This window comes from Bradyrhizobium sp. 172, from assembly GCF_023101065.1.
In the GTDB taxonomy this organism is placed as follows: domain Bacteria; phylum Pseudomonadota; class Alphaproteobacteria; order Rhizobiales; family Xanthobacteraceae; genus Bradyrhizobium; species Bradyrhizobium canariense_D.
This window is the reverse complement of the sequence record NZ_CP064701.1, coordinates 1,253,862-1,275,595: the sequence shown is the minus strand read 5'-3', so window position 1 is coordinate 1,275,595 and position 21,734 is coordinate 1,253,862. Positions and strand designations below refer to the sequence as shown.

The 21,734-nt window shown below is 62.8% G+C and carries 23 protein-coding genes; 15 read left to right on the top strand and 8 right to left on the bottom strand.

Annotation, left to right across the window (positions count from 1 at the left end; all coding sequences use genetic code 11):
* The first annotated feature begins 32 nt into the window (after positions 1 to 32).
* Positions 33 to 734 (top strand): class I SAM-dependent methyltransferase, encoded by a 702-nt coding sequence (locus tag IVB07_RS06065; protein ID WP_247296182.1) that lies wholly within the window; start codon positions 33 to 35, stop codon positions 732 to 734.
* A gap of 264 nt (positions 735 to 998) precedes the next feature.
* Here the strand turns inward: IVB07_RS06065 and IVB07_RS06060 are convergent, their stop codons facing one another.
* On the bottom strand, positions 999 to 1,370 hold the full coding sequence (locus tag IVB07_RS06060; RefSeq protein ID WP_247296184.1) for a helix-turn-helix transcriptional regulator: 372 nt from the start codon (positions 1,368 to 1,370) through the stop codon (positions 999 to 1,001).
* A gap of 112 nt (positions 1,371 to 1,482) precedes the next feature.
* Here IVB07_RS06060 and IVB07_RS06055 point away from each other — a divergent pair, with 112 nt between their 5' ends.
* The 3 genes from IVB07_RS06055 to greA all read left to right on the top strand — a co-directional run bounded on the left by IVB07_RS06055 (position 1,483) and on the right by greA (position 6,947).
* Complete coding sequence (locus IVB07_RS06055; RefSeq protein ID WP_247296186.1) at positions 1,483 to 2,652, top strand: MFS transporter; 1,170 nt, start codon at positions 1,483 to 1,485, stop codon at positions 2,650 to 2,652.
* Positions 2,653 to 2,797: 145 nt separating this feature from the next.
* Entirely contained in the window at positions 2,798 to 6,262 is a 3,465-nt protein-coding gene (carB, locus tag IVB07_RS06050; protein WP_085348771.1) for a carbamoyl-phosphate synthase large subunit, read from the top strand.
* A 211-nt stretch (positions 6,263 to 6,473) separates the two neighbouring features.
* Positions 6,474 to 6,947, top strand: coding sequence for a transcription elongation factor GreA (gene greA / locus IVB07_RS06045; protein WP_007596674.1), 474 nt, complete (start codon positions 6,474 to 6,476; stop codon positions 6,945 to 6,947).
* 117 nt (positions 6,948 to 7,064) lie between these two features.
* On the opposite strand, the gene IVB07_RS06040 is transcribed toward greA, so the two are convergent.
* Positions 7,065 to 7,544, bottom strand: a complete 480-nt coding sequence (locus tag IVB07_RS06040) for an Lrp/AsnC family transcriptional regulator (protein ID WP_007596676.1) — start codon at positions 7,542 to 7,544, stop codon at positions 7,065 to 7,067.
* Positions 7,545 to 7,808: 264 nt separating this feature from the next.
* On the opposite strand from IVB07_RS06040, the gene trxB reads away from it, so the two are divergent.
* The 5 genes from trxB to IVB07_RS06015 all read left to right on the top strand — a co-directional run bounded on the left by trxB (position 7,809) and on the right by IVB07_RS06015 (position 11,670).
* A complete protein-coding gene (gene trxB, locus IVB07_RS06035; protein WP_247296188.1) occupies positions 7,809 to 8,774 on the top strand; it encodes a thioredoxin-disulfide reductase in 966 nt (321 codons plus the stop codon).
* A 5-nt stretch (positions 8,775 to 8,779) separates the two neighbouring features.
* On the top strand, positions 8,780 to 9,703 hold the full coding sequence (locus IVB07_RS06030; RefSeq protein ID WP_007614700.1) for a LysR family transcriptional regulator: 924 nt from the start codon (positions 8,780 to 8,782) through the stop codon (positions 9,701 to 9,703).
* Between the two features lie 462 nt (positions 9,704 to 10,165).
* The gene (locus tag IVB07_RS06025) at positions 10,166 to 11,074 is read left to right on the top strand and encodes a 4-hydroxy-tetrahydrodipicolinate synthase (RefSeq protein ID WP_247296191.1); all 909 of its coding nucleotides are present in this window, start codon (positions 10,166 to 10,168) and stop codon (positions 11,072 to 11,074) included.
* 173 nt (positions 11,075 to 11,247) lie between these two features.
* Positions 11,248 to 11,394, top strand: a complete 147-nt coding sequence (locus tag IVB07_RS06020) for a hypothetical protein (RefSeq protein WP_166517545.1) — start codon at positions 11,248 to 11,250, stop codon at positions 11,392 to 11,394.
* 96 nt (positions 11,395 to 11,490) lie between these two features.
* A complete protein-coding gene (locus IVB07_RS06015; protein WP_007596684.1) occupies positions 11,491 to 11,670 on the top strand; it encodes a hypothetical protein in 180 nt (59 codons plus the stop codon).
* Between the two features lie 129 nt (positions 11,671 to 11,799).
* Here IVB07_RS06015 and IVB07_RS06010 read toward each other — a convergent pair whose 3' ends face one another.
* On the bottom strand, positions 11,800 to 12,477 hold the full coding sequence (locus IVB07_RS06010) for a ParA family protein (RefSeq protein ID WP_007596685.1): 678 nt from the start codon (positions 12,475 to 12,477) through the stop codon (positions 11,800 to 11,802).
* 458 nt (positions 12,478 to 12,935) lie between these two features.
* Entirely contained in the window at positions 12,936 to 13,310 is a 375-nt protein-coding gene (locus tag IVB07_RS06005; RefSeq protein ID WP_247296193.1) for a hypothetical protein, read from the bottom strand.
* Between the two features lie 321 nt (positions 13,311 to 13,631).
* Between IVB07_RS06005 and IVB07_RS06000 the strand changes: the two genes are divergently transcribed.
* The 6 genes from IVB07_RS06000 (at position 13,632) to IVB07_RS05975 (ending at position 18,969) form a co-directional block, all read left to right on the top strand.
* Positions 13,632 to 14,798 (top strand): CaiB/BaiF CoA-transferase family protein, encoded by a 1,167-nt coding sequence (locus tag IVB07_RS06000; RefSeq protein ID WP_247296195.1) that lies wholly within the window; start codon positions 13,632 to 13,634, stop codon positions 14,796 to 14,798.
* A 2-nt stretch (positions 14,799 to 14,800) separates the two neighbouring features.
* Positions 14,801 to 15,724, top strand: a complete 924-nt coding sequence (locus IVB07_RS05995; protein ID WP_247296197.1) for a CoA ester lyase — start codon at positions 14,801 to 14,803, stop codon at positions 15,722 to 15,724.
* A 6-nt stretch (positions 15,725 to 15,730) separates the two neighbouring features.
* Complete coding sequence (locus IVB07_RS05990) at positions 15,731 to 16,669, top strand: AEC family transporter (protein WP_247296200.1); 939 nt, start codon at positions 15,731 to 15,733, stop codon at positions 16,667 to 16,669.
* Between the two features lie 237 nt (positions 16,670 to 16,906).
* Positions 16,907 to 17,977 (top strand): hypothetical protein, encoded by a 1,071-nt coding sequence (locus tag IVB07_RS05985; RefSeq protein ID WP_204512338.1) that lies wholly within the window; start codon positions 16,907 to 16,909, stop codon positions 17,975 to 17,977.
* A gap of 101 nt (positions 17,978 to 18,078) precedes the next feature.
* Positions 18,079 to 18,222 (top strand): hypothetical protein, encoded by a 144-nt coding sequence (locus IVB07_RS05980; protein WP_247296202.1) that lies wholly within the window; start codon positions 18,079 to 18,081, stop codon positions 18,220 to 18,222.
* Between the two features lie 342 nt (positions 18,223 to 18,564).
* On the top strand, positions 18,565 to 18,969 hold the full coding sequence (locus IVB07_RS05975) for a nuclear transport factor 2 family protein (RefSeq protein WP_247296203.1): 405 nt from the start codon (positions 18,565 to 18,567) through the stop codon (positions 18,967 to 18,969).
* Positions 18,970 to 19,077: 108 nt separating this feature from the next.
* On the opposite strand, the gene tenA is transcribed toward IVB07_RS05975, so the two are convergent.
* The 4 genes from tenA to IVB07_RS05955 form a co-directional block, all read right to left on the bottom strand.
* Positions 19,078 to 19,752 (bottom strand): thiaminase II, encoded by a 675-nt coding sequence (tenA, locus tag IVB07_RS05970; protein ID WP_247296205.1) that lies wholly within the window; start codon positions 19,750 to 19,752, stop codon positions 19,078 to 19,080.
* Positions 19,753 to 20,012: 260 nt separating this feature from the next.
* Positions 20,013 to 20,621, bottom strand: coding sequence for an Abi-alpha family protein (locus tag IVB07_RS05965; RefSeq protein WP_247296207.1), 609 nt, complete (start codon positions 20,619 to 20,621; stop codon positions 20,013 to 20,015).
* A gap of 75 nt (positions 20,622 to 20,696) precedes the next feature.
* Positions 20,697 to 21,047, bottom strand: coding sequence for a hypothetical protein (locus IVB07_RS05960; protein ID WP_247296209.1), 351 nt, complete (start codon positions 21,045 to 21,047; stop codon positions 20,697 to 20,699).
* Positions 21,048 to 21,364: 317 nt separating this feature from the next.
* On the bottom strand, positions 21,365 to 21,664 hold the full coding sequence (locus IVB07_RS05955; protein WP_247296211.1) for a hypothetical protein: 300 nt from the start codon (positions 21,662 to 21,664) through the stop codon (positions 21,365 to 21,367).
* Between the last annotated feature and the right edge of the window lie 70 nt (positions 21,665 to 21,734).

Here is a 21,734-nt window from a genome sequence, read left to right as displayed (position 1 = left end):
ACGGAACCGTTTGGCCGGGGCCCTCGACGACCATGGACGATTGGATCGATTATTACGACTCGACGCACACGATCTATGTCAGCAAGCTGCATCGCGACTTGCACTTCCAGATCATCGCGCGGGACATCATCGGCTACATCTCTTCGCCCGAGGCGACCGTGCTCGACTATGCCTGCGGCGAGGCGCTGTCGGCGAGCCAGGTCGCGGCGGCCTGCGGCAAGCTGATCCTCGCCGAGCCTGCGCCCGGCGTACGCGGCCGGTTGATCGCGCGGTTTGCCCCGAACACGAAAATCCGCGTCCGCTCGCTCGACGACGTCCGCAAGATGCAGGAGCAGTCGATCGATCTCGTCGTGATGAACTCGGTCGCGCAATACATGACGCCGGACGAGCTCGACGCCGCGCTCCTCAACTTCTCCCGTATCCTGAAGCCCTCGGGCAAGCTCGTGCTGGGCGATATCCTCCAGCCCAATGTCGGCATGTTCAGGGACGTTACGGCGCTGCTCAGCTTCGGCCTGCGTCACGGCTTTTTGAAAGATGCACTGATCGGGCTGATCAGCACCGCACTGTCGGATTACCGTCAGCTGCGAACGCGCATCGGGTTACAGCGCTACAGTGAGGAGGAGATCACCGCCACGCTCAAGGGAGTCGGCTTCGCGGTCCAGCGTGCTCACCGCAATATCGGCCACAATAGCTGGCGCATGACGTTCGTCGCGCGGCCGCCGCTGGTCCGTTGAGCTTGGTGGATCCGTTAAGCATAACGTCTGCCTGAGGTGGCTTGTCGCACCCCGATCGGTAATGATCGCCGCGGCCCGGTGGCGGAAGTGTCTACGCGAGGGCGATGCATCGCTCTTTATCCTGGTTCAAATCCAGGCCGGGTCTCCACGCTTCGCCCCTCACGGGGCTACGCGTGGCGCAGCCACGCGAGGCCCGAAGGGGGCTAAGCGTGTCCGGCGTAGCTGGAGCGAAGGGCAAGCGTAGAGGGACTGGCCGCCCAATCCTCAATCAGCCTCAACCACTTCACATTCCGACACAAGCCGCAGCCGGTCGGCATCTTTTGCCGCGGAGGTGATGACAGCATCGAGCAGGCCCGGAAAGCGTGCGTCCAGATCGTCGCGGCGCAGGCGCACGAAGCGGTTGGTGCCGGCGACGCGGGTCTGCATCAGGCCGCATTCGCGCAGCTTGGCGAAGTGATAGGCAAGATTCGACTTGCCGCTGAGCCCGTTGAAATCGCCACAGCACAGCTCGCCGCTGACACGTTCCTGCTGCGCGAGCTGGTACACGATCGCCAATCTGATCGGATCGCTCAGGCAATCCAGAACCATCGGCAGTTCGATCTGCTCGCGGGTGGGGTGGGGTGGGGTGCGGCTCATCGTCCGAAGAGCATAGCGAAATGACCTGGATGTTCAATAGTTCTTGAACCAATTGACTCCTGACCCGGTCCCATCAATAGTTCAATAAACGTTGAACATAGGGATTTCTCCGATGAGCGTATTCTGGTTGGCCTTGGGAGCCTTTGCGATCGGCACGGAAGGCTTTGTCATTGCTGGGCTTTTGCCGTCGATCGCCACGGACCTGGCGATTTCCGTCCCCGCCGCCGGGCAGTTGGTCACAGCCTACGCCCTCACCTATGCGGTCGGCTCGCCGATCTTGGCGGTGACACTGAACAATATCGACCGCCGCACCGTGCTGGCCTTGGCGCTATCGACCTTCATCGCCGGAAACCTCGCGGCGATGGTGGCGTCGAATTACGCCCTGCTGCTGGCCTCGCGCATGCTGATGGCGCTGGGCTCCGGGCTGTGCATGCCGACCGCGCTGGCCGTATCCGTGGCCGTCGCCGCGCCGGAGCGACGCGGCCGCGCGGTGGCGCTGGTTACCTCGGGCCTCACGGTTGCGACCGTCATCGGCGTTCCCCTCGGCAATCTCGTCGGCAGCCTGCTCGGCTGGCGCGCGACCTTTGCCATGGTCGCCCTGATCGGTGCCGTTGCGCTCGCCGGCCTCCTGCTCGGTCTGCCCCGCGGCCTGCCACGCAACACGGCCTCGCTCAGCGATCGGCTGGCAGTGGCGCGTCACCGCAATGTCCTGACGGCGCTTCTGATCACGATTTTATGGGCGCTCGGTGGCTTCACCGTCTTCACCTATTTCGCGGTCCCGCTGCGCGGCCTTGGATTCGATGCGTCGCAGATCAGCCTCGCGCTGCTGGTGTTCGGCGGCGCCGCCGCGATCGGGAACATGTTCGGTGGCGTCCTGGCCGACCGGCTCGGCACGCTCGCCACAGCAGGTCTCGGACTTGCCGGCATGGCCAGCGCGCTGATCCTGCATTCGCTGGTCCTGAAGCTGATGCCGGAACAGGCGCATTACGCGGTGCTAGGTGCGATCTTCCTCTGGGGCATCTCGGGATGGGCGTTCTACCCGGCCCAGGTCGCCAGCATCATCCGGATCGAGCCACAGGCCTCGATGATCGCGCTCTCGCTCAACGCCTCGGCCATGTATCTCGGCTTTGCGATCGGCGGTGCCTTGGGCGGCGCCGTGCTTGCGGCGTGGAGCCCCGCCGATCTCGGCTGGGTCGGCGGATTAAGCGTTTCGGCGGCTCTTCTGGTCCATCTCGCCCGCGGTTGGCAGGCCCGGCCAAAACCGGTCAAAATTGCCGGTTGATGGGCGTTTTTCGGGGTTTCGCCGCCCGGAAAACTGGTCTAAGACCCACCCCGCGCGCGAGGGGGGACCACCGCGCTCTCGGCCAAAGGGACGCGCAGCAGGCGCGCCCTTTTTTTGTGCCCAAATTCCACTTCGGCGAGAGTTGATGCCCAAACGTACAGACATCACCACCATCCTGATCATCGGCGCCGGTCCCATCGTGATCGGCCAGGCCTGCGAGTTCGACTATTCGGGCACCCAGGCGGTGAAGACGCTGAAGGAAGAGGGCTATCGCATCGTCCTCGTCAATTCCAATCCGGCCACCATCATGACCGATCCGGAATTGGCTGATGCGACCTATATCGAGCCGATCACGCCAGAGATCGTCGCGAAAATCATCGAGAAGGAACGTCACGTCATTCCCGGCGGCTTCGCGCTGCTGCCGACCATGGGCGGACAGACCGCGCTGAACTGCGCGCTGTCGCTGCGCCAGCAAGGCACGCTCGACAAGTTCGACGTCGAGATGATCGGGGCCACCGCGGACGCGATCGACAAGGCCGAGGACCGCCAGCTGTTCCGCGAGGCCATGACCAAGATCGGGCTCGAGACGCCTAAGTCGCGGCTCGCCAACGCCTCCGCCCTGAAGAAGTCGTTCCGCGACAAGTACCAGGCCGAACGCGCCAAGGCATCGGGCGCTGCACTCGAAGAACTCGAGCGGCAATGGACACTCGGCGAAAGCGACCGCCGCAAGCGCTACCAGGAATATGCGCTTGGCCAGGCGCTGATGGCGCTGTCCGAGATCGGCCTGCCCGCGATCATCCGCCCCTCCTTCACCATGGGCGGCACCGGCGGTGGCATTGCCTACAACAAGGAAGAGTTCCTCGACATCATCGAGCGCGGCCTGGATGCGTCTCCCACCAACGAAGTGCTGATCGAAGAATCCGTGCTCGGCTGGAAAGAGTACGAGATGGAGGTGGTGCGCGACAAGAACGACAATTGCATCATCGTCTGCTCGATCGAGAACCTCGATCCGATGGGCGTTCACACCGGCGATTCCATCACGGTGGCGCCGGCGCTGACGCTGACCGACAAGGAATACCAGATCATGCGCGACGCCTCGCTGGCGGTGCTGCGCGAGATCGGCGTCGAGACCGGCGGCTCCAACGTGCAGTTCGGCGTCAATCCCGAAGACGGCCGCATGGTCGTCATCGAGATGAACCCGCGCGTGTCGCGTTCCTCCGCCCTGGCTTCGAAAGCCACCGGCTTTCCGATCGCAAAGGTCGCCGCCAAGCTTGCGGTCGGCTACACGCTCGACGAAATCGCCAACGACATCACCGGCGGCGCCACGCCGGCCTCGTTCGAGCCGACGATCGACTATGTCGTCACCAAGGTGCCGCGTTTCGCTTTCGAGAAATTCCCCGGTGCCTCCACCACGCTGACTACGTCGATGAAGTCGGTCGGCGAAGTCATGGCGATCGGCCGCACCTTCCAGGAAAGCCTTCAGAAAGCATTGCGCGGGCTCGAGACCGGCCTCACCGGCCTCGACGAGATCGAGATCGAAGGTCTCGGTCGCGACGACGATAAGAATGCGATCCGCGCTGCGCTGGGCACGCCGACACCGAACCGGCTGCTCCAGGTCGGGCAGGCGATGCGGCTCGGCTGGTCGGACGAGGAGATCTTCAATTCCTGCAAGATCGATCCGTGGTTCCTCAGCGAGATGCGCGGCATCGTCGAGATGGAAGCGAAGGTCCGCAAGAACGGCCTGCCGGGCAACGCCTTCGGCATGCGCACGCTCAAGGCCATGGGCTTCTCCGATGCCCGGCTCGCGGTGATCGCAGAGACGACGGAGGCCGAGGTCACGGCGAAGCGACACGCGCTCGGCGTTCGCCCGGTCTACAAGCGCATCGACACCTGCGCGGCCGAGTTCGCTTCGCCCACCGCCTACATGTACTCGACCTATGAGGCGCCGTTCGCGGGCGCGCCTGCGGACGAGAGCTCGCCGTCCGACAAGAAGAAGGTCATCATCCTCGGCGGCGGACCGAACCGCATCGGCCAGGGCATCGAGTTCGACTATTGCTGCTGTCACGCCTGCTTCGCGCTGCACGACGCCGGCTACGAATCCATCATGGTGAACTGCAACCCGGAGACGGTGTCGACCGACTACGACACCGCCGACCGGCTCTATTTCGAGCCGCTCACCGCCGAGGACGTGCTGGAGATCATCGCGAAGGAACGCACGAACGGCACGCTGCACGGCGTGATCGTGCAGTTCGGCGGCCAGACCCCGCTCAAGCTCGCGCGCGCGCTGGAAGCCGCCGAAGTGCCGATCCTCGGCACCTCGCCCGACGCCATCGACCTTGCGGAAGACCGCGACCGCTTCAAGCGGGTGCTCGACAAGCTGCGGCTGAAGCAGCCCAAGAACGGCATCGCCTATTCGGTCGAGCAAGCGCGCCTGGTCGCAACCGATCTCGGGCTGCCCCTGGTGGTGCGCCCGTCCTACGTGCTCGGCGGCCGCGCGATGCAAATCATCCGCGAGGAAAACCAGCTCAGTGATTACCTGCTCGGCACGCTGCCGGAGCTGGTGCCGGGCGACGTCAAGGCGCGCTACCCGAACGACAAGACCGGCCAGATCAACACCGTGCTCGGCAAGAACCCACTGCTGTTCGACCGCTATCTGTCCGATGCGACCGAGATCGACGTCGACTGCCTCTGCGACGGCAAGGACACCTTCATCGTCGGCATCATGGAGCACATCGAGGAAGCCGGCATCCATTCCGGCGACAGCGCCTGCTCGCTGCCGCCGCACTCGCTGGACGACAAGATGATCGAGGAGCTGGAGCGGCAGACCCGCGAGCTGGCCCTCGGCCTCGACGTCGTCGGCCTGATGAATGTGCAATACGCCATCAAGGACGGCGAGATCTACGTGCTCGAAGTCAATCCGCGGGCCTCGCGCACGGTGCCCTTTGTCGCCAAGGTGGTCGGTACGCCGGTGGCGAAGATCGCGGCGCGCATCATGGCCGGCGAGAAGCTCGCCGATTTCAACCTGAAGAAGGCGAACCTCGATCATGTCGGCGTGAAGGAATCGGTGTTTCCGTTCGCCCGCTTCCCCGGGGTCGATACCGTGCTCGGCCCCGAGATGCGCTCGACCGGCGAGGTCATGGGCATCGACCGCTCCTTTGCGGTGGCGTTCGCCAAGAGCCAGCTCGGCGGCGGCACGCGGGTGCCGCGCAAGGGCACGGTGTTCGTTTCGGTTCGCGAGAGCGACAAGACGCGCATCACCGAGGCCGTTCGCGAGCTGCATTCGCTCGGCTTCAAGGTGCTGGCGACGTCGGGCACGGCCCGCTTCCTGACCGACCAGGGGATCCCGACCGAGAAGGTGAACAAGGTGCTGGAGGGCCGGCCGCACATCGTCGATGCCATCACCAATGGCGACGTCCAGCTCGTCTTCAACACCACCGAAGGCCCGCAGGCGCTCGCCGACAGCCGTTCTCTGCGGCGCGCGGCCCTCTTGCATAAAGTGCCGTATTACACCACTCTTTCCGGGGCCGTGGCGGCCGCGCAGGGCATCCGCGCCTATCTGGGCGGGGACCTTGAGGTTCGGACCCTGCAGAGCTACTTTTCGGAAACCTGATCGCGAGCGGAAGGCCCAACCTTCTGTTAGTGATTGGCGGTGAAGCCACTATGGCCGGAGGAACTGTCCGGCCATATGGTTGTTCTGTTCCGGTGCCAAGCCCATATGAACGTTCGGCGGCACGCGCGTTGAGCCCCCGGACAGACTGACGAATCAAGTTGCGTGCGCGCTGACTTTTCAGGGCGCGCGCGACCGAAGGACGAGAGAAGAGATGGAAAAGGTACCGATGACAGCGGGCGGCTTTGCCGCGCTCGGGGAAGAACTGAAGAAGCGCCAGTCGGAGGACCGTCCGCGGATCATCGAGCATATCGCCGAGGCGCGCTCGCACGGAGACCTTTCGGAGAACGCGGAATACCACGCCGCGAAGGAAGAGCAGTCCCACAATGAAGGCCGCATCGCCGAGCTCGAGGACAAGCTGGCGCGCGCCGACATCATCGACATCTCGAAGCTGTCCGGCGACACCATCAAGTTCGGCGCGACCGTGACACTGGTCGACGAGGACACCGAAAAGAAGACGGTGTGGCAGATCGTCGGCGAGGTCGAGGCCGACGCCAAGAAGGGCCGCATCTCCATCACCTCGCCGCTCGCGCGCGCGCTGATCGGCAAGAAGAAGGGCTCAACCGTCGAGGTCAACGCACCCGGCGGCGCCAAGGCTTATGAGATCACCAAGGTGGAGTGGCGGTAACGATTTGCCGTCGCGCGTGATTTGAAAAGGCCGCGCGATGCGCGGCCTTTTTATATCTAGTGTTGCCGAGGGGGTGCGGCTTACTCCACCTCGCTCCGCCTGCGGGGAGAGGACGAACTACCTTCTTCCTCTCACGTCGAGCGGCACGGCCGCCTCGTATTTCGAATTGTGCAGCACCAGCGAGGTCCGCACGTTGCGGACGTGCGGGGCGGCGGTCAGGTGGGTGACGAAATCCTGGAAGGTGGCCATGTCGGGTGCGACGCATTTCAGGATGAAATCGACTTCGCCCGACAGCATCCAGCACTCGCGCACCAGCGGCTCGGCGCGGACGAACTCCTCGAAGGCGCGCAAATCGGCCTCTGCCTGGCTGGAGAGGTGCACTGCGGCAAACACCGTGACGTCGAAGCCGAGCTTGCGTGCATCCAGAAGCCCGCGATAGCCGTGGATATACCCCTCCTCCTCCAGCGCCCGCACGCGGCGCAGGCAGGGCGGGGGCGAAATGCCGACGCGCTTGGCCAGCTCGACATTCGTGATTCGACCGTCGGCCTGAATCTCGGTGAGAATCTTCAGGTCGATCTCGTCTAGGTTCCGCGACACGTGATTGGAACTCCTGGTCTTGCGGCGGTATCGGTGGCTTTGTCGCAATCCTCATAGCCCAGACCGCACGACCGGCGCAATTTTATTGCGCGTGCAGCGCAATCGACTTTTGTTCCCTGTTGGAAAAATCCGCCGATAGGGAATGCAATTCTTGCATAGCTCACCAGAAGGCTTAGATTACCTCTGATATTTCAGCGCCTCCGCGAGGCCTCCCGGCACGTTCCGCGCCCGCGCTGCAGTCCCCCGTGAAAGGCATCTGTCGAAATGTCCGCCGCTGTCCATGCAAAGGTCGTCATCATCGGCTCCGGCCCCGCAGGCTACACGGCGGCGATCTACGCCGCGCGCGCGATGCTCGAGCCGATCCTGATCCAGGGCATCCAGGCAGGCGGCCAGCTCACCATCACCACCGAGGTCGAGAACTATCCCGGCTTCGCCGACGTGATCCAGGGCCCCTGGCTGATGGAGCAGATGGAGAAGCAGGCGCTGCATGTGGGCACCCAGATCAAGACCGATCTGGTGACGAAGCTCGACACCTCGCAGCGACCCTTTCGCCTCACCTGCGATAGCGGTGACGTCTATCTCGCCGACACCGTGATCCTCGCCACCGGCGCCCAGGCGCGCTGGCTCGGGCTGCCGTCCGAAGCGAAATTCCAGGGCGGCGGCGTGTCGGCCTGTGCCACCTGTGACGGCTTCTTCTACCGCAACAAGCAAGTCGTGGTGGTCGGCGGCGGCAATACCGCGGTCGAAGAAGCCCTGTATCTCACCAACCATGCCTCGCAGGTCACCATCGTGCATCGTCGCGATCACTTCCGCGCCGAACGCATCCTGCAGGAGCGTCTGTTCAAGCACCCGAAGATCAAGGTGGTCTGGGACTCAGCCGTCGACGAGATCTGCGGCACCGAGAACCCGAACAAGGTCACCCATGTGCGACTCAAGAACGTCAAGTCCGGCGCGTTGACCGATGTGCCGACCGACGGCGTCTTCATCGCCATCGGGCATGCCCCGGCGACCGAGCTCGTGGCTGGGCAGGTCAAGCTGAAACCGTCGGGCTATGTCGAGGTCGCCCCGAACTCGACCGCGACCTCGGTCCCCGGCCTGTTCGCCGCCGGCGACGTCGCCGACGAGACCTATCGTCAAGCGGTCACGGCGGCCGGCCTCGGCTGCATGGCGGCGCTCGAGGCGGAACGATTTTTGGCCCTGCGCGCCAGCGAGCGCGCGGCAGCGGAATAGACATCATGGCAAGAACACGCGACGGATTTACGGATATGGACTGGGACAAGCTGAAGGTGTTTCACGCCGCGGCGGAAGCGGGCAGCTTCACGCACGCGGGCGAGCAGCTCGGCCTGTCGCAATCGGCGGTGTCACGCCAGGTCTCGGCACTGGAGCAGGAGCTCTCGGTCTCGCTGTTCCACCGCCACGCCCGCGGCCTGATCCTCACCGAACAGGGCGACCTCCTGTTCCGCACCGCCCATGACGTCTTCATGCAGCTGCAGGCGGCGCGCGCGAAACTGACCGACAGCCGCGAGCGGCCGAGCGGCGATCTCAAGATCACCACCACGCCCGGCGTCGGCATCAACTGGCTGATCCCCAGGCTCGGCGAATTCACCGCGCTCTATCCGGAAATCCGGATCTCGCTGATCGTCACCGACGAGGAGCTCGACCTGTCGATGCGGGAGGCCGACGTCGCGATCCGCACCCGCAAGCCGACGCAGCCGGATCTCATTCAGCGCAAGCTGTTCGCGATGGGCTTCCACGCCTATTGCTCGCCTGATTACATCAAGCGCTTCGGCACGCCGCGCACGCTGGAGGAGCTCGACTCCCACCGCATCATCACGCTCTCTGACGGCAACTTCGCCCCGCATCTTCAGAACCGCAACTGGCTGGTCGAAGCGGGGCGCAACGGCTCGGGTCCGCGCGAAGCCTATTTCAGGGTCAACAACATTCTCGGCCTCGTCCGCGCCTGTCAGCAGGGCCTCGGCATCGCGGCGCTGCCGGACTATCTGATCGAAGAACAGAGCCGCCTCGTGCAGCTGTTCGGCGAATCGGATTCGATCCAGCTCGATACGTATTTTGTTTATCCGGAAGAGCTGAAGACAGTCGCGCGCGTGCAAGTGTTCCGCGACTTCGTGGTGAGCAAAGCGCAGCGCTGGCCGTCCTGATTTCCGCATGTCTGACATGCGGCTTGGACGCTTGATGCATGGCGCGAGGCTAGCCCATAATGTTTCTACGCTGAGCCTTCGCGTTGCGCATTTGTCCCCCTCCTCCAGTGACGCGGGAGTTCAGTAATCCCTCTTGGAAGGTGATTGTGTCGGCCTCACGTGGCCAATACCTTAAGCCGGGCTCGATCGAGCCCGGCTTTTTTTTGGCAAATCCGGCCATCGCCCTCCGCGTGTATTGACAGTTCCATGCTTACCCCGCATCATTTGCGAATGATCACGAAGTCGTGCGCAATCTCCTCGCAGGCAGTCGCCTCGAAAAAAGGCCCCCATCTGGGGACCTCGGATTTTTGCGCGCGCTAACAGCCTTCGTCATCGCGAGCCGAAACTTCGAAAACCCCGCCGCCTGGACGGGGTTTTTTCATGTGCCCCGTCTCAGGATTTTTCCCGAGAAGGAGATGGAACATGACCGGACTACAGGAACAATTGCACGGGCTCTGGCTGCCGCTGATAACGCCGTTTCGCGACGGCGCTCTCGACGAGAGGTCGCTGCGCCGGCTGACACGGCATTACAGCGGGCAGGCCGTCGACGGCTTCATCCTGGGGGCGACCTCCGGTGAAGGCATGACGCTGCGCGAAGCCGAACTCGAACGCCTCGTCGCCATCGTGCGCGACGAGCTGACCACCGCCCACAGCAAGCTTCCGATCTGCCTCGGACTTTCAGGCGCGGACACCTCGCGGCTGAAGGAGCGTCTCGACGAGACCGCGGACTGGCCGATCGACGGTTATCTGATCGCGAGCCCGTATTATGTGCGGCCGTCGCAGCGGGGGCTGCTGGCGCATTTCGAGGCGCTCGCCGATCACGCCGCCTGGCCGTTCGCGCTCTACAACATTCCCTATCGCACCTCGGTCAACATCACCAACCAGACGCTGCTGCGGCTCGCCGGGCATCCGAGCATCATCGGCCTGAAGGATTGCGGCGCGAGCCGCGAGCAATCCATCGCGCTGCTGCGCGACCGCCCTGCGGACTTTCGCGTGCTGACCGGCGAGGATGCGAATTATTTCGAGGCGCTCAGCGACGGCGCCGATGGCGGCATCGTGCTGTCAGCCCATCTCGAGACCGCGACGTTCGCGGCTGTCCATGCCGAGCTGAAGCGCGGCAATCACGATGCAGCGCTGGCGCGCTGGCAGGAGGTCGCGGACCTGACGCGCCTGTTGTTCACCGAGCCCAGTCCCGCCCCGGCAAAATACTGGCTGTGGCGCGCGGGCCTGATCGACAGCCCCGAAGTGCGCCTGCCGATGGTCGAGATCGGCAGCGAACTCGCCGTGCAGCTCGATTGCGAGATCGAACGGCGGATGCAAGTCGCGGCTTAGATGCTTCACCTCTCCCGGCAGGCTTCCCTTCTCTCTTGCGGGAGAAGGGAAGATGCACCGTGGTTAACCCCGCCCCAACGGCCTTCGCTGCTGCCGCATGGCGCATCCACGGCTCGTTTACGCAAACGCGCCTATCGTCTTCATTCAAAGTCTTTTCAAATGGGGGAATGATCATGGGGCAACGCATCCGCCCGACGGCGGCAGACATGTTCGCGTCGGCTGATTTCTTGCGGGGAATTGTGGTGGTGTCGTCGTTCGGCTTCTGGGCGGTGATGCTCGGCCTGATGCCGGTGCTGGTGTTTCGAGTCTGGCTGGCGTGATGCCAGCGCGCCGCGATGGTTAACTCGTGGTAGCAGCTGTGTTCAAAAGCGCGCGAAACTGCGACCCGGAATTTTAAAATATCCCGTGTAGCGTTCATGCCCATAAGCGAAGAAATCGCGGGGGCGTTTGTGAATAGTCATAACGAGATGGCGTCGCATTACGACGCTGGACAGCAGGGCTTTACCACCGAGGACATTCTGTGGGCCGCCGGCATCTGGTCGGTGATCCTCACTCTGTCGCCGGTGATCGTGTTCTACATGCTGATGGTGGCGTAACTTCCATCCACTTTCTTGAGCACGATCTTATCGGAAAACCGCTTCACACTTTTCCGGATCGTGCTCGCCCAAAAACGCAAAACGCGCGGATGTCCGCGCGTTTTTCGTCCGGGGAATGATTTATGAAAATTACGCCGCCTGCTTGTGCATTGCGCCGGACGCCGACGCCGTGCCGCGAATAGCCTTTACCGAACGTTCGATCGCCGCCCACAGCCTTGCGATTTCCTGCGCCGCACGGCTCTCGGCCTGATATTCCCGCGCGCCCTCGCCGTGGCTCAGCGCCATCAGCAGATCCGAACGGTTGGTGATCTGGCCGCCCCACACCGGAGCACGGAACTTCGCCAACGCCTCGCGGGCGATGGTGACGATCGGGCTTTCGGACTCGTCGCGGCGCGCCGGCGCACCGTTGAGCACGACCGCGTAGGGCTTGCGTGCCGCACGGCACATCTGGATGGTTTCCTGCACCGCGTTGACGTCGAACACGCCGGGACGGGCGGGAATCACCACCATGGTGGCGTTGCGGATGGCGTCGTCGACGACGGCCGACAGGTTCGGCGGCGTGTCGATCAACACCCATTCATAACCGTCGCGCTTGGCCGCGGAGACGATGCCGCTGACCGAGTTCACCGCGGACTTGATCGGCGGTTCGTTGGTGCCACGCAGCTTGTGCCACAGCGTGAGCGAGCCTTGCGGATCCGCATCGACGAGCAGGATCGGCTTGGTCGCCTTGATCTGCGCGGCGAGATGTGCGGCCAGCGTACTCTTGCCTGAGCCACCTTTACGCGATGCAAAAACAATAACGTTCATACCTCTGCCTCCAGATTGACCCCAGGCGGCGAAAATGAATCACCGCGGTGATTCGGGAAAGAAAAATTTATCATAAGTTATGCTGGCGCCATGAAATAACAAAGCGCGTTGGCTTTTGAGTCACACTACTGCGTGCGACGACGGGTGCGAGCTGCATCGCAACACCTTCACGCCAGCAATCGTGCGTTTTTTGAGCAGCCTTGGCAGGACGAAGCGGAATGCAACCTCGCCGCGCAATCCGTTTCGCTAGCCGTTTCCGTCCTGCCTTATCGCAAGCTTCCGCACGCCGAGGCGAACAAAAGGAGTCCGGTGGCTGGTGTGGGGCTGATGCCTGGGTCAGTTTGACTCAAGGGGCGAGCGAACGAGGGCTGGACACGCAAATGCCCGGGACATCAAACGCACTGCGCGCTGTGGCCCGGGCATGATCGAGTTTCAAAAAGGGAACGCGGCGCCCGCGTTCAGCCTTCGCTGGCTTTCTTCTTCTTGGCCGGCTTGGTGCTCTTCTTCGCCGTCCGGCCCGAGCTCCTGGGCGCGATGCTGGTCGGCTTGCCGGCGCGGGGCGCGGCCGCCATGCCCGGCTCCGGTCCAGGCCGGAAGAACGCGCGGCACTGCGGCGAGAGCTGCGACTTCTTCTGGATCATGCAGGCGGTGATGGCGTCGACGTTCGGAACGAACTCGCCGCACAGCCGCATCGCATCCGGCGTGCAGGCCTGCTGCTCCTCCTGGGAGTAGGCAAAGCCTTCACCCGGCTGGATCAGGACGGCCAGGGCGATCCCCGTGATCGCGGCAGCCGTGTATGTCTTCACGGATTTCTTAAAGCGGAACGCCGGCATCGATCCCCCAAATGTCGAGTCGGAGACGATAGTGGGTGAACGGGGGTTCGTTGGCAACCGAGGGGAGATGCGAAAGGCGGGACGTGTGCGGTCTCGGCAACAGGGACCCCCAAAACAAAAAACGCGAAAACAACCCCATGCACAGTAGCCAAGTCCATGTGGCGATTGAACTTTGCGGATCGCGATTTGCGGATTTTACGAAATGAGGTTTGACTCGTCGGGCAAAACAGGAGCATGATGCCATCATCACAGAACGTGCGTGGGGTGGTCGGCTTGTCTCCTGCGCTGGACAAAAGCGTGAGCGGGAGCGGAGACGATTGCATGGAGCGACATGAGGCGGAGCTGCCGCTGTCCGGCGTGACGGTGGTCTCGCTCGAGCAGGCGATCGCGGCTCCTCTTGCCAGCCGGCATCTTGCGGACTGGGGCGCGCGCGTCATCAAGATCGAGCGGCCGGGCGACGGCGATTTCTGCCGCGACTACGATCACGTGATGAACGGGATGTCCAGCCAGTTCGTCTGGACCAACAGGTCGAAGGAAAGCCTCGCCATCGACATCAAGAGCCCTGAAGGCCAGGAGGTGCTCAAGGCCCTGCTGCCGCAGGCCGACGTCTTCATCCAGAACCTGGCGCCCGGCGCGGCGGAGCGGCTGGGCCTCGATGCCGCATCGCTGCTGCGGAAGTATCCCCGGATCATCGCCTGCGACGTGTCGGGCTATGGCGCGGGCGGTCCCTACAGCGACAAGAAGGCCTACGATCTCCTCGTGCAGTGCGAGGCCGGCGTTCTCGCCATCAACGGCACCGAGGCGGAGCCCGCCAAGGTTGGGCTGTCGGTGGTCGATATCGCCACCGGCATGTACATCCTCAACGGCGTGCTGATGGCGCTATATCGCCGCGAGCGCACCGGCAAGGGCACCGCCTTCCAGGCCTCGCTGTTCGATTCCATCACGGACTGGATGAGCTATCCCGCCTTCTATACGCAGAGTACGGGCCGGCCACTGCCGCGAACCGGGGCAAGGCACGCAACGATAGCGCCGTATGGCCCGTTCCGCGTCGGAGACGGCAACACGATTTTCTTCGGCATCCAGAACGACCGGGAATGGCGATCGCTGTGCGCCGTCGTGCTTGGCGAGGCGGCCCTTGCCGACCACCCCCGCTTCCGCAGCAATCCGCTGCGCATGCAGAACAGGGACGATCTGCAGGTCCATATCGAGCAGCGTTTTGCAGCGATGACCAGTGACGAGGTGCTGCGGCTGCTCGACGAGGCCTCGATCGCCAACGCGCATCTGAATTCGGTCGAGGCTTTCCTGGAGCACGAGCAGCTCCGCGCCCGCTCCCGGGTGCAAACGGTGGGATCTCGTTGCGGCCCGGTGATGAGCTTCCTGCCGGCTCTCACCATTCCCGGCCTGTCGCCCCGGATGGATCCCGTGCCTGACGTCGGGCAACACAACCAATCCATCCTCAGCGAACTCGGTCTCGCAAAGGAGACATGACGATGGCCCCTCAGCGGCCGACGCGGGTCTATCTGGCCGTTCCGGCGCATCGCTCCCGTCTCGTCGCCAAGGCGGCTGCCTCGGCCGCGGATGCGGTGTTTATGGATCTCGAGGACGCCGTCCCGCCCTCCGAGAAGAGCGCGGCGCTGGAGGAAGCTGCGCGGGCGCTATCCTCGCTGGATTGGGGCAACAAGGTCGTCGCCGTCAGGCTCAACGCCGTCGACAGCCCCTTCATCGCGCAGGAAATCGGCACGCTCGCTGCGCTTCCCAGATTGGATTCGGTGATCGTGCCGAAGGCGGAGCGCGCGAGCGACATCGCCGCCATTGCCGATCAGCTGCGCGCCGCCGCGCCGGATCGCCCCTCGCCTGTGGCGCTCGAACTGCTGATCGAGACTGCGCTCGGTCTCGTCAATGTCGACGCGCTCGCGGCCGCGCACGACAGCGTCGCCGCCCTTCATCTCGGCGTCGGCGATTTCGCGGCGTCGATCGGCGCCCGCTCCTCGGAAATCGGCGCGTCGCCGGACGACTACCGCCATGTCGGCTCCATCCAGAGCGGCTATGCCACCGCCCCGCTCGATCTGTTCGCCTATCCGATGATGCGCCTGCTGGTGGCGGCGCGCGCGTTCGGCCTGCGCGCCATCGACGGTCCGTGCGGCGCGTTCCGGGATGGCAGACTGACGGAAAGCAGCGCGCTCAAGGCGGCTGCGATGGGTTTTGACGGCAAGCAGGTGATCCATCCCGACCAGATCGAGCCGACGCTGCGGGCGTTCGTCCCGTCCGACACCGAGCTCGCGCACGCGCGGCGGGTGGTCGCGGCCATGGAGCACGCCGAGGCGCAGGGCCAGGGCGCGGTGACGCTCGACGGCAAGATGATCGACTATGCCAATGTGCGGATGGCGCGCCGGATCATCGAGATGGGGTCGTAGCGGCGCATGACCACGGTGCTGATCGTCGCGCCGGTGTTTGCGCTGATCGCGGCCGGCTATGCCGCGGTGCTGTTTCGCTTCGTCTCGGAGACCGCGCACAAGGGCATCAGCGAATTCGCCTTCAGCATCGCGATTCCCGCGCTGCTGTTCCGCACCATCGTCGTCTCGGAATTTTCCGGCGTCAGCCCGTGGCGGATGTGGGGCGCCTATTACGGCGCGCTCGCGCTGACCTGGATCGCGGCGCTCCTGCTCTCGGCGCTGCTGCGGCAGCGGCGCGAGGACCGCGAGGACGGCGTCGTGTTCGCGATCGGCTCGGTCTACGGCAACATCGTGATGCTCGGCATTCCCCTGACGCTCTCGGCGCTCGGCAATGAGGCGGCAGGCCCGATGGCGCTGATCCTGTCGGTGAACACGCCGCTGCTCTGGCTCTGCGGCACGCTGCAGATGGAGCTGGTCGACCGCAAGCAGACCGCCTCTGCCGCGTCGCTGATCCTGCCGGTGCTGCGCGATCTCGCCCGCAACCCGATCATGCTCGCGATCGGCTTCGGCCTCGTCTGGCGCCTCACCGGCCTCGGCCTGCATCCCGTCGTCGACCGAACCGTCGAGCTGCTGGCGCAGGCGGGATCGCCGGCGGCGCTGATCGCGCTCGGCATCAATCTGTTCAGGTTCGAGGTCAAGGGCGAGATGTTGAGCGTGGTCGTGATGAGCGCGCTCAAACTGCTGGCGATGCCGGCGGCCGCCTTCGCGCTGGCAAGGATGCTCGACCTGCCGCCACTCGCGGCCGGCGTCGTCGTGCTGTTTGCGGCGATGCCGACCGGCGCCAATGCGTATATCTTCGCGGTACAGTATCAGCGGCTGGTGAACCCGGTATCGGGCGCGGTGGCGCTGGGCACGCTGCTGGCGGCTGTGACGTTGCCGGTGGTGGTGTGGGTGGTGGCGAGGTGAGGCAGGCTGTGCGCGATAACTCGCTTGGAGCAAAACTTCTTTGATGTCATCCAGCTGTTGGCATCGAACGCAATCCGCATATCAGCGTTCGTGGCGACACCTTGTCGTCGCTGTCCAAAGCCGTGTGATCTGCGTGGAACCCCTGACAGCACACGCGTGATAAATCCATTTCGGCGCATTGAACCGGTCCAAACGCTCAACTGACCAAAAAGAGATCTGCAATAAAGGAGCAGTTCCATGGGCATTCCCAAAGATGGGACGGTTTCGGTCCGCATCACATGCGTTGGTCACGCCAGCCGACGCTGGAGAGGTGCCCGCACGAAGGCGGCGGCATCCGCACTGAACCAACGCCTATCGGAATTCAGGGCGAAAACGATCTTCGACCAGGTCGATCCCATCGTCAAAATGCAGCTGCCGGGATTGCCCGTCGCGCTTGGCCAAAAGGCAGTCGGGAGCACGGAACCGTTTCCGACGGCCGGCGAAGATAACGCCGCCATCGATCGCAGTGTCGTCCTCATGGTCGACCTGGTTTGGACAGGTACGGGCGGTTACAAGAAGGTGCACCGTCCGCCTCGGCTTGTTTATGCGCCGAGCACCTTCTGGGAGATGAAAATCGCAGCGCTCTTTGGCGCCTCGGGTATCGGCGTCAAATCGAGCTTGCTCCGCGTGAAGATCAAGAACTTGAGTACAGGGCGCGAACTTTCGCTTTTTGGGCCGATTATCGGCGGTGATCTGACCATCGGTGCCGGCATGTTCAAGAAGGTGCCCAAGGTGTCGCCCGTGAGCTTCGACAAGTTCGATCCCAAACAATTGCGGGATGCGCAAGTGGGCAAGCCGGTCGTGTTCACGACGCCGCTCATGGACTTCGAAGACTGGATCAACGGATCGGAAGGCCAGCTCGTGCGGGTCGTTCACGGTCATCTTAAAACCGGCGTGACCAAGTCGCAGACCAGCTTTCTCCAGTTCGTCAGCGTCGATACTCATCCCGGCTCATTGGTCTTCGATCTGAAGGCGCTCGGTTTCTCGTTGGGTATTCCCGAGGTATCCAATCAGGTGCAATCCGGAACACTCAAAGCCGAAAATCATCCGTCAGACCAGTATCTCGTCGACACACCTGATGACGTTGTTCCTGTCCAAGTCGCACAGCACCGCAGCGAAGGCCTTCTGATCAGCTTCCCAACTGAAAAACATCACTGGACGGATTTGAGTTCGAGCCAGCAAGAGGAAGTGAAGCGATTTGTGTTGAACAGAACGGCAGCCATTCGCGCTTTGTCTGACTTCAAGGATGTGGTCGCCCCGACGCCGTGATGGGGCGGGTAGCTGGCAGACTGATTTCCCGACGGAGCTGTGGCTTCGTGCTTCGAGGGGGCGAGAAGCCGAGCATCCTGGTGGTATGCGCGCTCGACCCAATGCAGGTGCCGACCTGCGCGAATACGTACATCTTCGCCGTGCAGTATCAGCGGCGGGTGAACCCGGTGTCAGTTGCGGTGGCTCCGGGCACGCTGCTGGCGGCGGTGACGTTGCCGGTGGTGGTGTGGGTGGTGGCGAGGTGAGGTGGTCGGCGGCTTGGCGAGTGCGCCGCACCACCTCCCAAATACAATCAGCGCAGGCCCAGGAACGAGAGCACCACACCAATCACGACGACGAGTCCGACCAAATAGATAATGCCGTTCATGTCTGAGCTCCTCAGCGTTGTCAGTCCTGCCGCAACACAAACACTCCAGGTCGTGAAAAGGTTCGGCGTTGCCCGACGCCGATTTCTCCTGAAATGGGGGAACGAAAGCGACCGATCCTGCTTCGTGGCGTGCTGAGCCTTCGCCCCCCTCAACTGATGATTTTGCGTTTACACGCAAAGGTCGCTAGGCTGACTTGATACGTCCTGCAGGGAGGGTGATATGGGACAGCGTGAAGAGAGACTGGCAGTGATCAGAAGCGCTTACGCAGCACGCGATGGCGGTGACGCCGAGGGCTTGGTGACAGCCTTTCATCCCGAGGGCTTGTTCACCTTGATGGGCGACAAGAGCGCGCTCGCACTGACAGGGAGCATGCAAGGGCACCCGACCCTGCGTGGAGCTTTCAGTAGATTGATTGATGAATTCGGCTTCGAAGGTCGCGAAATCCTGGCTGAGCTGGTCGACGGAGATCGCGTCGCCGTCCATTCCCGCCTCGTCGTTCGATACCGCCCGACCGGGCAGGCTTCAAGCACCGAGATCCTGGATCTGTTCAGATTTAAGGACGGCAAGATCATCGAGCTGATCGAGTTTGCGGACACTGCGCAGATCAAGGCGATGATTGCGTGACGCGTGGTGAGGTTCTGTTAGTGTCGCCTGACGTTGGTGAGTTTGGTGCACTGTCATAGTAATTCGAATTGTATGACGTTCAGGCTGTGAACCTGACTGCCGAAAGAGTTATTGAACACGCTGGCCCGCGCGCCAGGCCATCTGCCAGAAGTCCGCCTCGAGTCGGGTGGCTTCCTTGAAGATCGCAATCAGCTCTGCCTCGCGGGCCGGTGTGGCGTAGAGATCGGCGAGATGCTCCATGTGCGCCTGCGCTTTGGCAGCGACCTCCTGGTACGGCGCGCCGGCATACTCGGCGATCCAGACGCGGTAGGCGTTCGTCGCAGCGTCCGCGAGGGGGAGCGAGGCGAGCCGCGTTGCGATCTCCGCGTACCCGATCACGCAGGGGGCAAGCGCCACCTTGAGCGCCAGCAGATCGCCGCGCATTCCTGCGTCGAGCACGTAGCGTGTATAGGCCAGCATCTCGGCCGCCGGCGGGGCCTGTTCAAGGTCGGCCGGGGACAGACCCCAATCGGCGCAGAGCTTCACATGCAGGTTCATCTCGACATCGAGGATAGCCGAAAGGCCGGCCGCGGCTTCACGCATGTCGGCAAGTCGGGGCGACTTGTAGACCGCGAGCGCGTAGGCGCGAGCAAACTCGATGAGGAACAAATAGTCCTGAACGAGGTAGTGACGAAACGCCGCTTCGGGGAGCGAGCCGTCTGCCAATCCGCTCGTGAAGGGATGCTCGGTGTAAGCCCGCCACTCAACGGATGCTGCTGTCTTGAGACGCTCGAAGAAACTCACGATCTTTTTCGCCCGGCTTGCTTGTCCATGAACGTCTTTTGGCTCGCTACCGATAGCGCATTGCGAACGGGGGAGCTACGGTGACCGCGCACAAAACTCACTTTAAGCAGCGTTGCGGATGGGCACTCCCCGCATCGGGAGTTTTGCGTCACCGTAACCCCAAGAGTTTTAAAAGGAACGGCTGGCCGACTTGTCCGGCGCCGCACTGCCCCAGCACTGTATGAGCGGGCTTCAAGTACAGGCTAACTGAGCGCCGAATTTCAAGGTCGGCATGCGTGCAACAGCTCGATGCCGAATCCAGCTAACCTGTAGTAGTCGGTTTGACCAGAAAGATGCCGCGACAAACAGCGAGCAATTACCAAATTTTCGATCGAAACAGCCGCTAGAGTCTCGCGAATACTCAATCGGTCCGCAAAGATTTTTGGATCAACAGTTGCCTGATTGGGGTTTTGGACGAGCGCGCGAGCCTCTTGCAATAGAAGTGCATCAAGCGGCTGCAGCTTCTGGAGAGCAGCAACGAACTCGGGTCGGACATCCGCGGCACGATCGGTGTCCATCGCATTAGCTAAAAGTCTTGCCCAAATCTCCTGCATCTCCGTGCGAGATTCTTGCTGGGCTGCTTCCAGCAACGGTATAGCGATTTGCTCTGGCAGTTCGGTCGTCTTAGCGTCGCGCTCCCGCAATATCTCCTGTGTTCGCCGGGTTATTGCATCCAGTCGCCGGTGCCGTGCAGCGTGGAGCGGGTCTCCAATCAGAATACCGTAAACATCGGCGATTTGCTGAGAACTGGCCTTCACAAGGTCCAGCGCCTTGCTGGCGGCTTTTGCGCTTTCTTCAATCGCGCCTTCGTACGGTGCCTTGTCGGTCATTCGCTTATTCCCCGAGCTTAAAGCCAGCGATAGGCGGCCCAGCCGACCTTGACGAGAGCAAATTGCAACCAAGGACTAAGATTGCCAACTCCCAACTTTTTGATGCGCCTGAATGTAGGGGCCAAACAGCTTGGGAGCAGTCCGGTAATACTCGTTCAGCTCATTCATTCGATCATAGTGCAGCTTCGGGCCAGCCGGGTCGTGTAGTTTGATTGCAGAGTTCGAGTCCATCAGATCGATGATCACAATTCGGATGCGCTCAAGATATTCGTTGACGTCTGGTCCAAAATAAAACGGCGCTTTTTCGATTGCCTCCGCGTACTCATAAAGTGTGCCATCGTCTGGTTGTCCGGAGGACATGGTCTTGGCTACCACATGTCTTATTGCTTCAAAGATTGCTATACGGCAGTCGAACAGCTCTAGCACGACGCGCTCATTCTCGGTTTGCCAGTTTTGTTTGGCAACTTCTGCCTGGAGGCGAGCCGCCTCAGCTTGGGAGCTTCCTAGGCGATAGGCGACGAAAGCCGCAGCTCCGGCCGCGATGACACCGGCGCTTCCTTACGTGAACAACGATAGACGGCCCAGCCAGCGAGAAACGCGACGGCGAGCAGCACCGCGTTGCGGCGGGAGGCGAGCCATCCGAAGGTTCTAACAGAAGGCGCGCGCCAAGGCGCCCCGAAAGGGGCTTGGCAGATTAACGCTTCGGTGTTCGGATGTCCGTGGGCGTGAAATTAGGACCTGGGCTATTGCCGCGTCTTCACACACGCGTCCACCGCGTAAGCGCACTGCTCCCCGGCAGTTAGGAGACCGCCAGTTGGGCCGGTGTAGTTCATTGAAGAGACCTGGCCGCCGGCAAACACCACATTGATCTTGCAAAAGCGACGTGAGCTGACCGCGGTGGCGCCGTACCGATCGCCGCTGACGCTGGCGACCTCCATGCCATTGCCGGAATCATAGCCCCAGACCTCGGTCGCGCCCTCGGCCGCTTTGTTGGCCGGTGCGCCCATACAAGAGAGCACCTGCTCCTTTGACATGCCTACCATTTGCGTTCGTGCATCTTGGGCGATTTCGGCGCGCTGAAAAGCGCAACCACATAGCGCGACGCCAAGCGCT

Bases quoted from the DNA above. Each gene is read 5' to 3' on its own strand.
- IVB07_RS06065 (WP_247296182.1), top strand. From the start codon at position 33: ATGGACGATTGGATCGATTATTACGACTCGACGCACACGATCTATGTC.
- IVB07_RS06060 (WP_247296184.1), bottom strand. From the start codon at position 1,370: ATGAGCCGCACCCCACCCCACCCCACCCGCGAGCAGATCGAACTGCCG.
- IVB07_RS06055 (WP_247296186.1), top strand. From the start codon at position 1,483: ATGAGCGTATTCTGGTTGGCCTTGGGAGCCTTTGCGATCGGCACGGAA.
- carB (WP_085348771.1), top strand. From the start codon at position 2,798: ATGCCCAAACGTACAGACATCACCACCATCCTGATCATCGGCGCCGGT.
- greA (WP_007596674.1), top strand. From the start codon at position 6,474: ATGGAAAAGGTACCGATGACAGCGGGCGGCTTTGCCGCGCTCGGGGAA.
- trxB (WP_247296188.1), top strand. From the start codon at position 7,809: ATGTCCGCCGCTGTCCATGCAAAGGTCGTCATCATCGGCTCCGGCCCC.
- IVB07_RS06030 (WP_007614700.1), top strand. From the start codon at position 8,780: ATGGCAAGAACACGCGACGGATTTACGGATATGGACTGGGACAAGCTG.
- IVB07_RS06025 (WP_247296191.1), top strand. From the start codon at position 10,166: ATGACCGGACTACAGGAACAATTGCACGGGCTCTGGCTGCCGCTGATA.
- IVB07_RS06020 (WP_166517545.1), top strand. From the start codon at position 11,248: ATGGGGCAACGCATCCGCCCGACGGCGGCAGACATGTTCGCGTCGGCT.
- IVB07_RS06015 (WP_007596684.1), top strand. From the start codon at position 11,491: ATGCCCATAAGCGAAGAAATCGCGGGGGCGTTTGTGAATAGTCATAAC.
- IVB07_RS06010 (WP_007596685.1), bottom strand. From the start codon at position 12,477: ATGAACGTTATTGTTTTTGCATCGCGTAAAGGTGGCTCAGGCAAGAGT.
- IVB07_RS06005 (WP_247296193.1), bottom strand. From the start codon at position 13,310: ATGCCGGCGTTCCGCTTTAAGAAATCCGTGAAGACATACACGGCTGCC.
- IVB07_RS06000 (WP_247296195.1), top strand. From the start codon at position 13,632: ATGGAGCGACATGAGGCGGAGCTGCCGCTGTCCGGCGTGACGGTGGTC.
- IVB07_RS05995 (WP_247296197.1), top strand. From the start codon at position 14,801: ATGGCCCCTCAGCGGCCGACGCGGGTCTATCTGGCCGTTCCGGCGCAT.
- IVB07_RS05990 (WP_247296200.1), top strand. From the start codon at position 15,731: ATGACCACGGTGCTGATCGTCGCGCCGGTGTTTGCGCTGATCGCGGCC.
- IVB07_RS05985 (WP_204512338.1), top strand. From the start codon at position 16,907: ATGGGCATTCCCAAAGATGGGACGGTTTCGGTCCGCATCACATGCGTT.
- IVB07_RS05980 (WP_247296202.1), top strand. From the start codon at position 18,079: ATGCAGGTGCCGACCTGCGCGAATACGTACATCTTCGCCGTGCAGTAT.
- IVB07_RS05975 (WP_247296203.1), top strand. From the start codon at position 18,565: ATGGGACAGCGTGAAGAGAGACTGGCAGTGATCAGAAGCGCTTACGCA.
- IVB07_RS05965 (WP_247296207.1), bottom strand. From the start codon at position 20,621: ATGACCGACAAGGCACCGTACGAAGGCGCGATTGAAGAAAGCGCAAAA.
- IVB07_RS05955 (WP_247296211.1), bottom strand. From the start codon at position 21,664: ATGGTAGGCATGTCAAAGGAGCAGGTGCTCTCTTGTATGGGCGCACCG.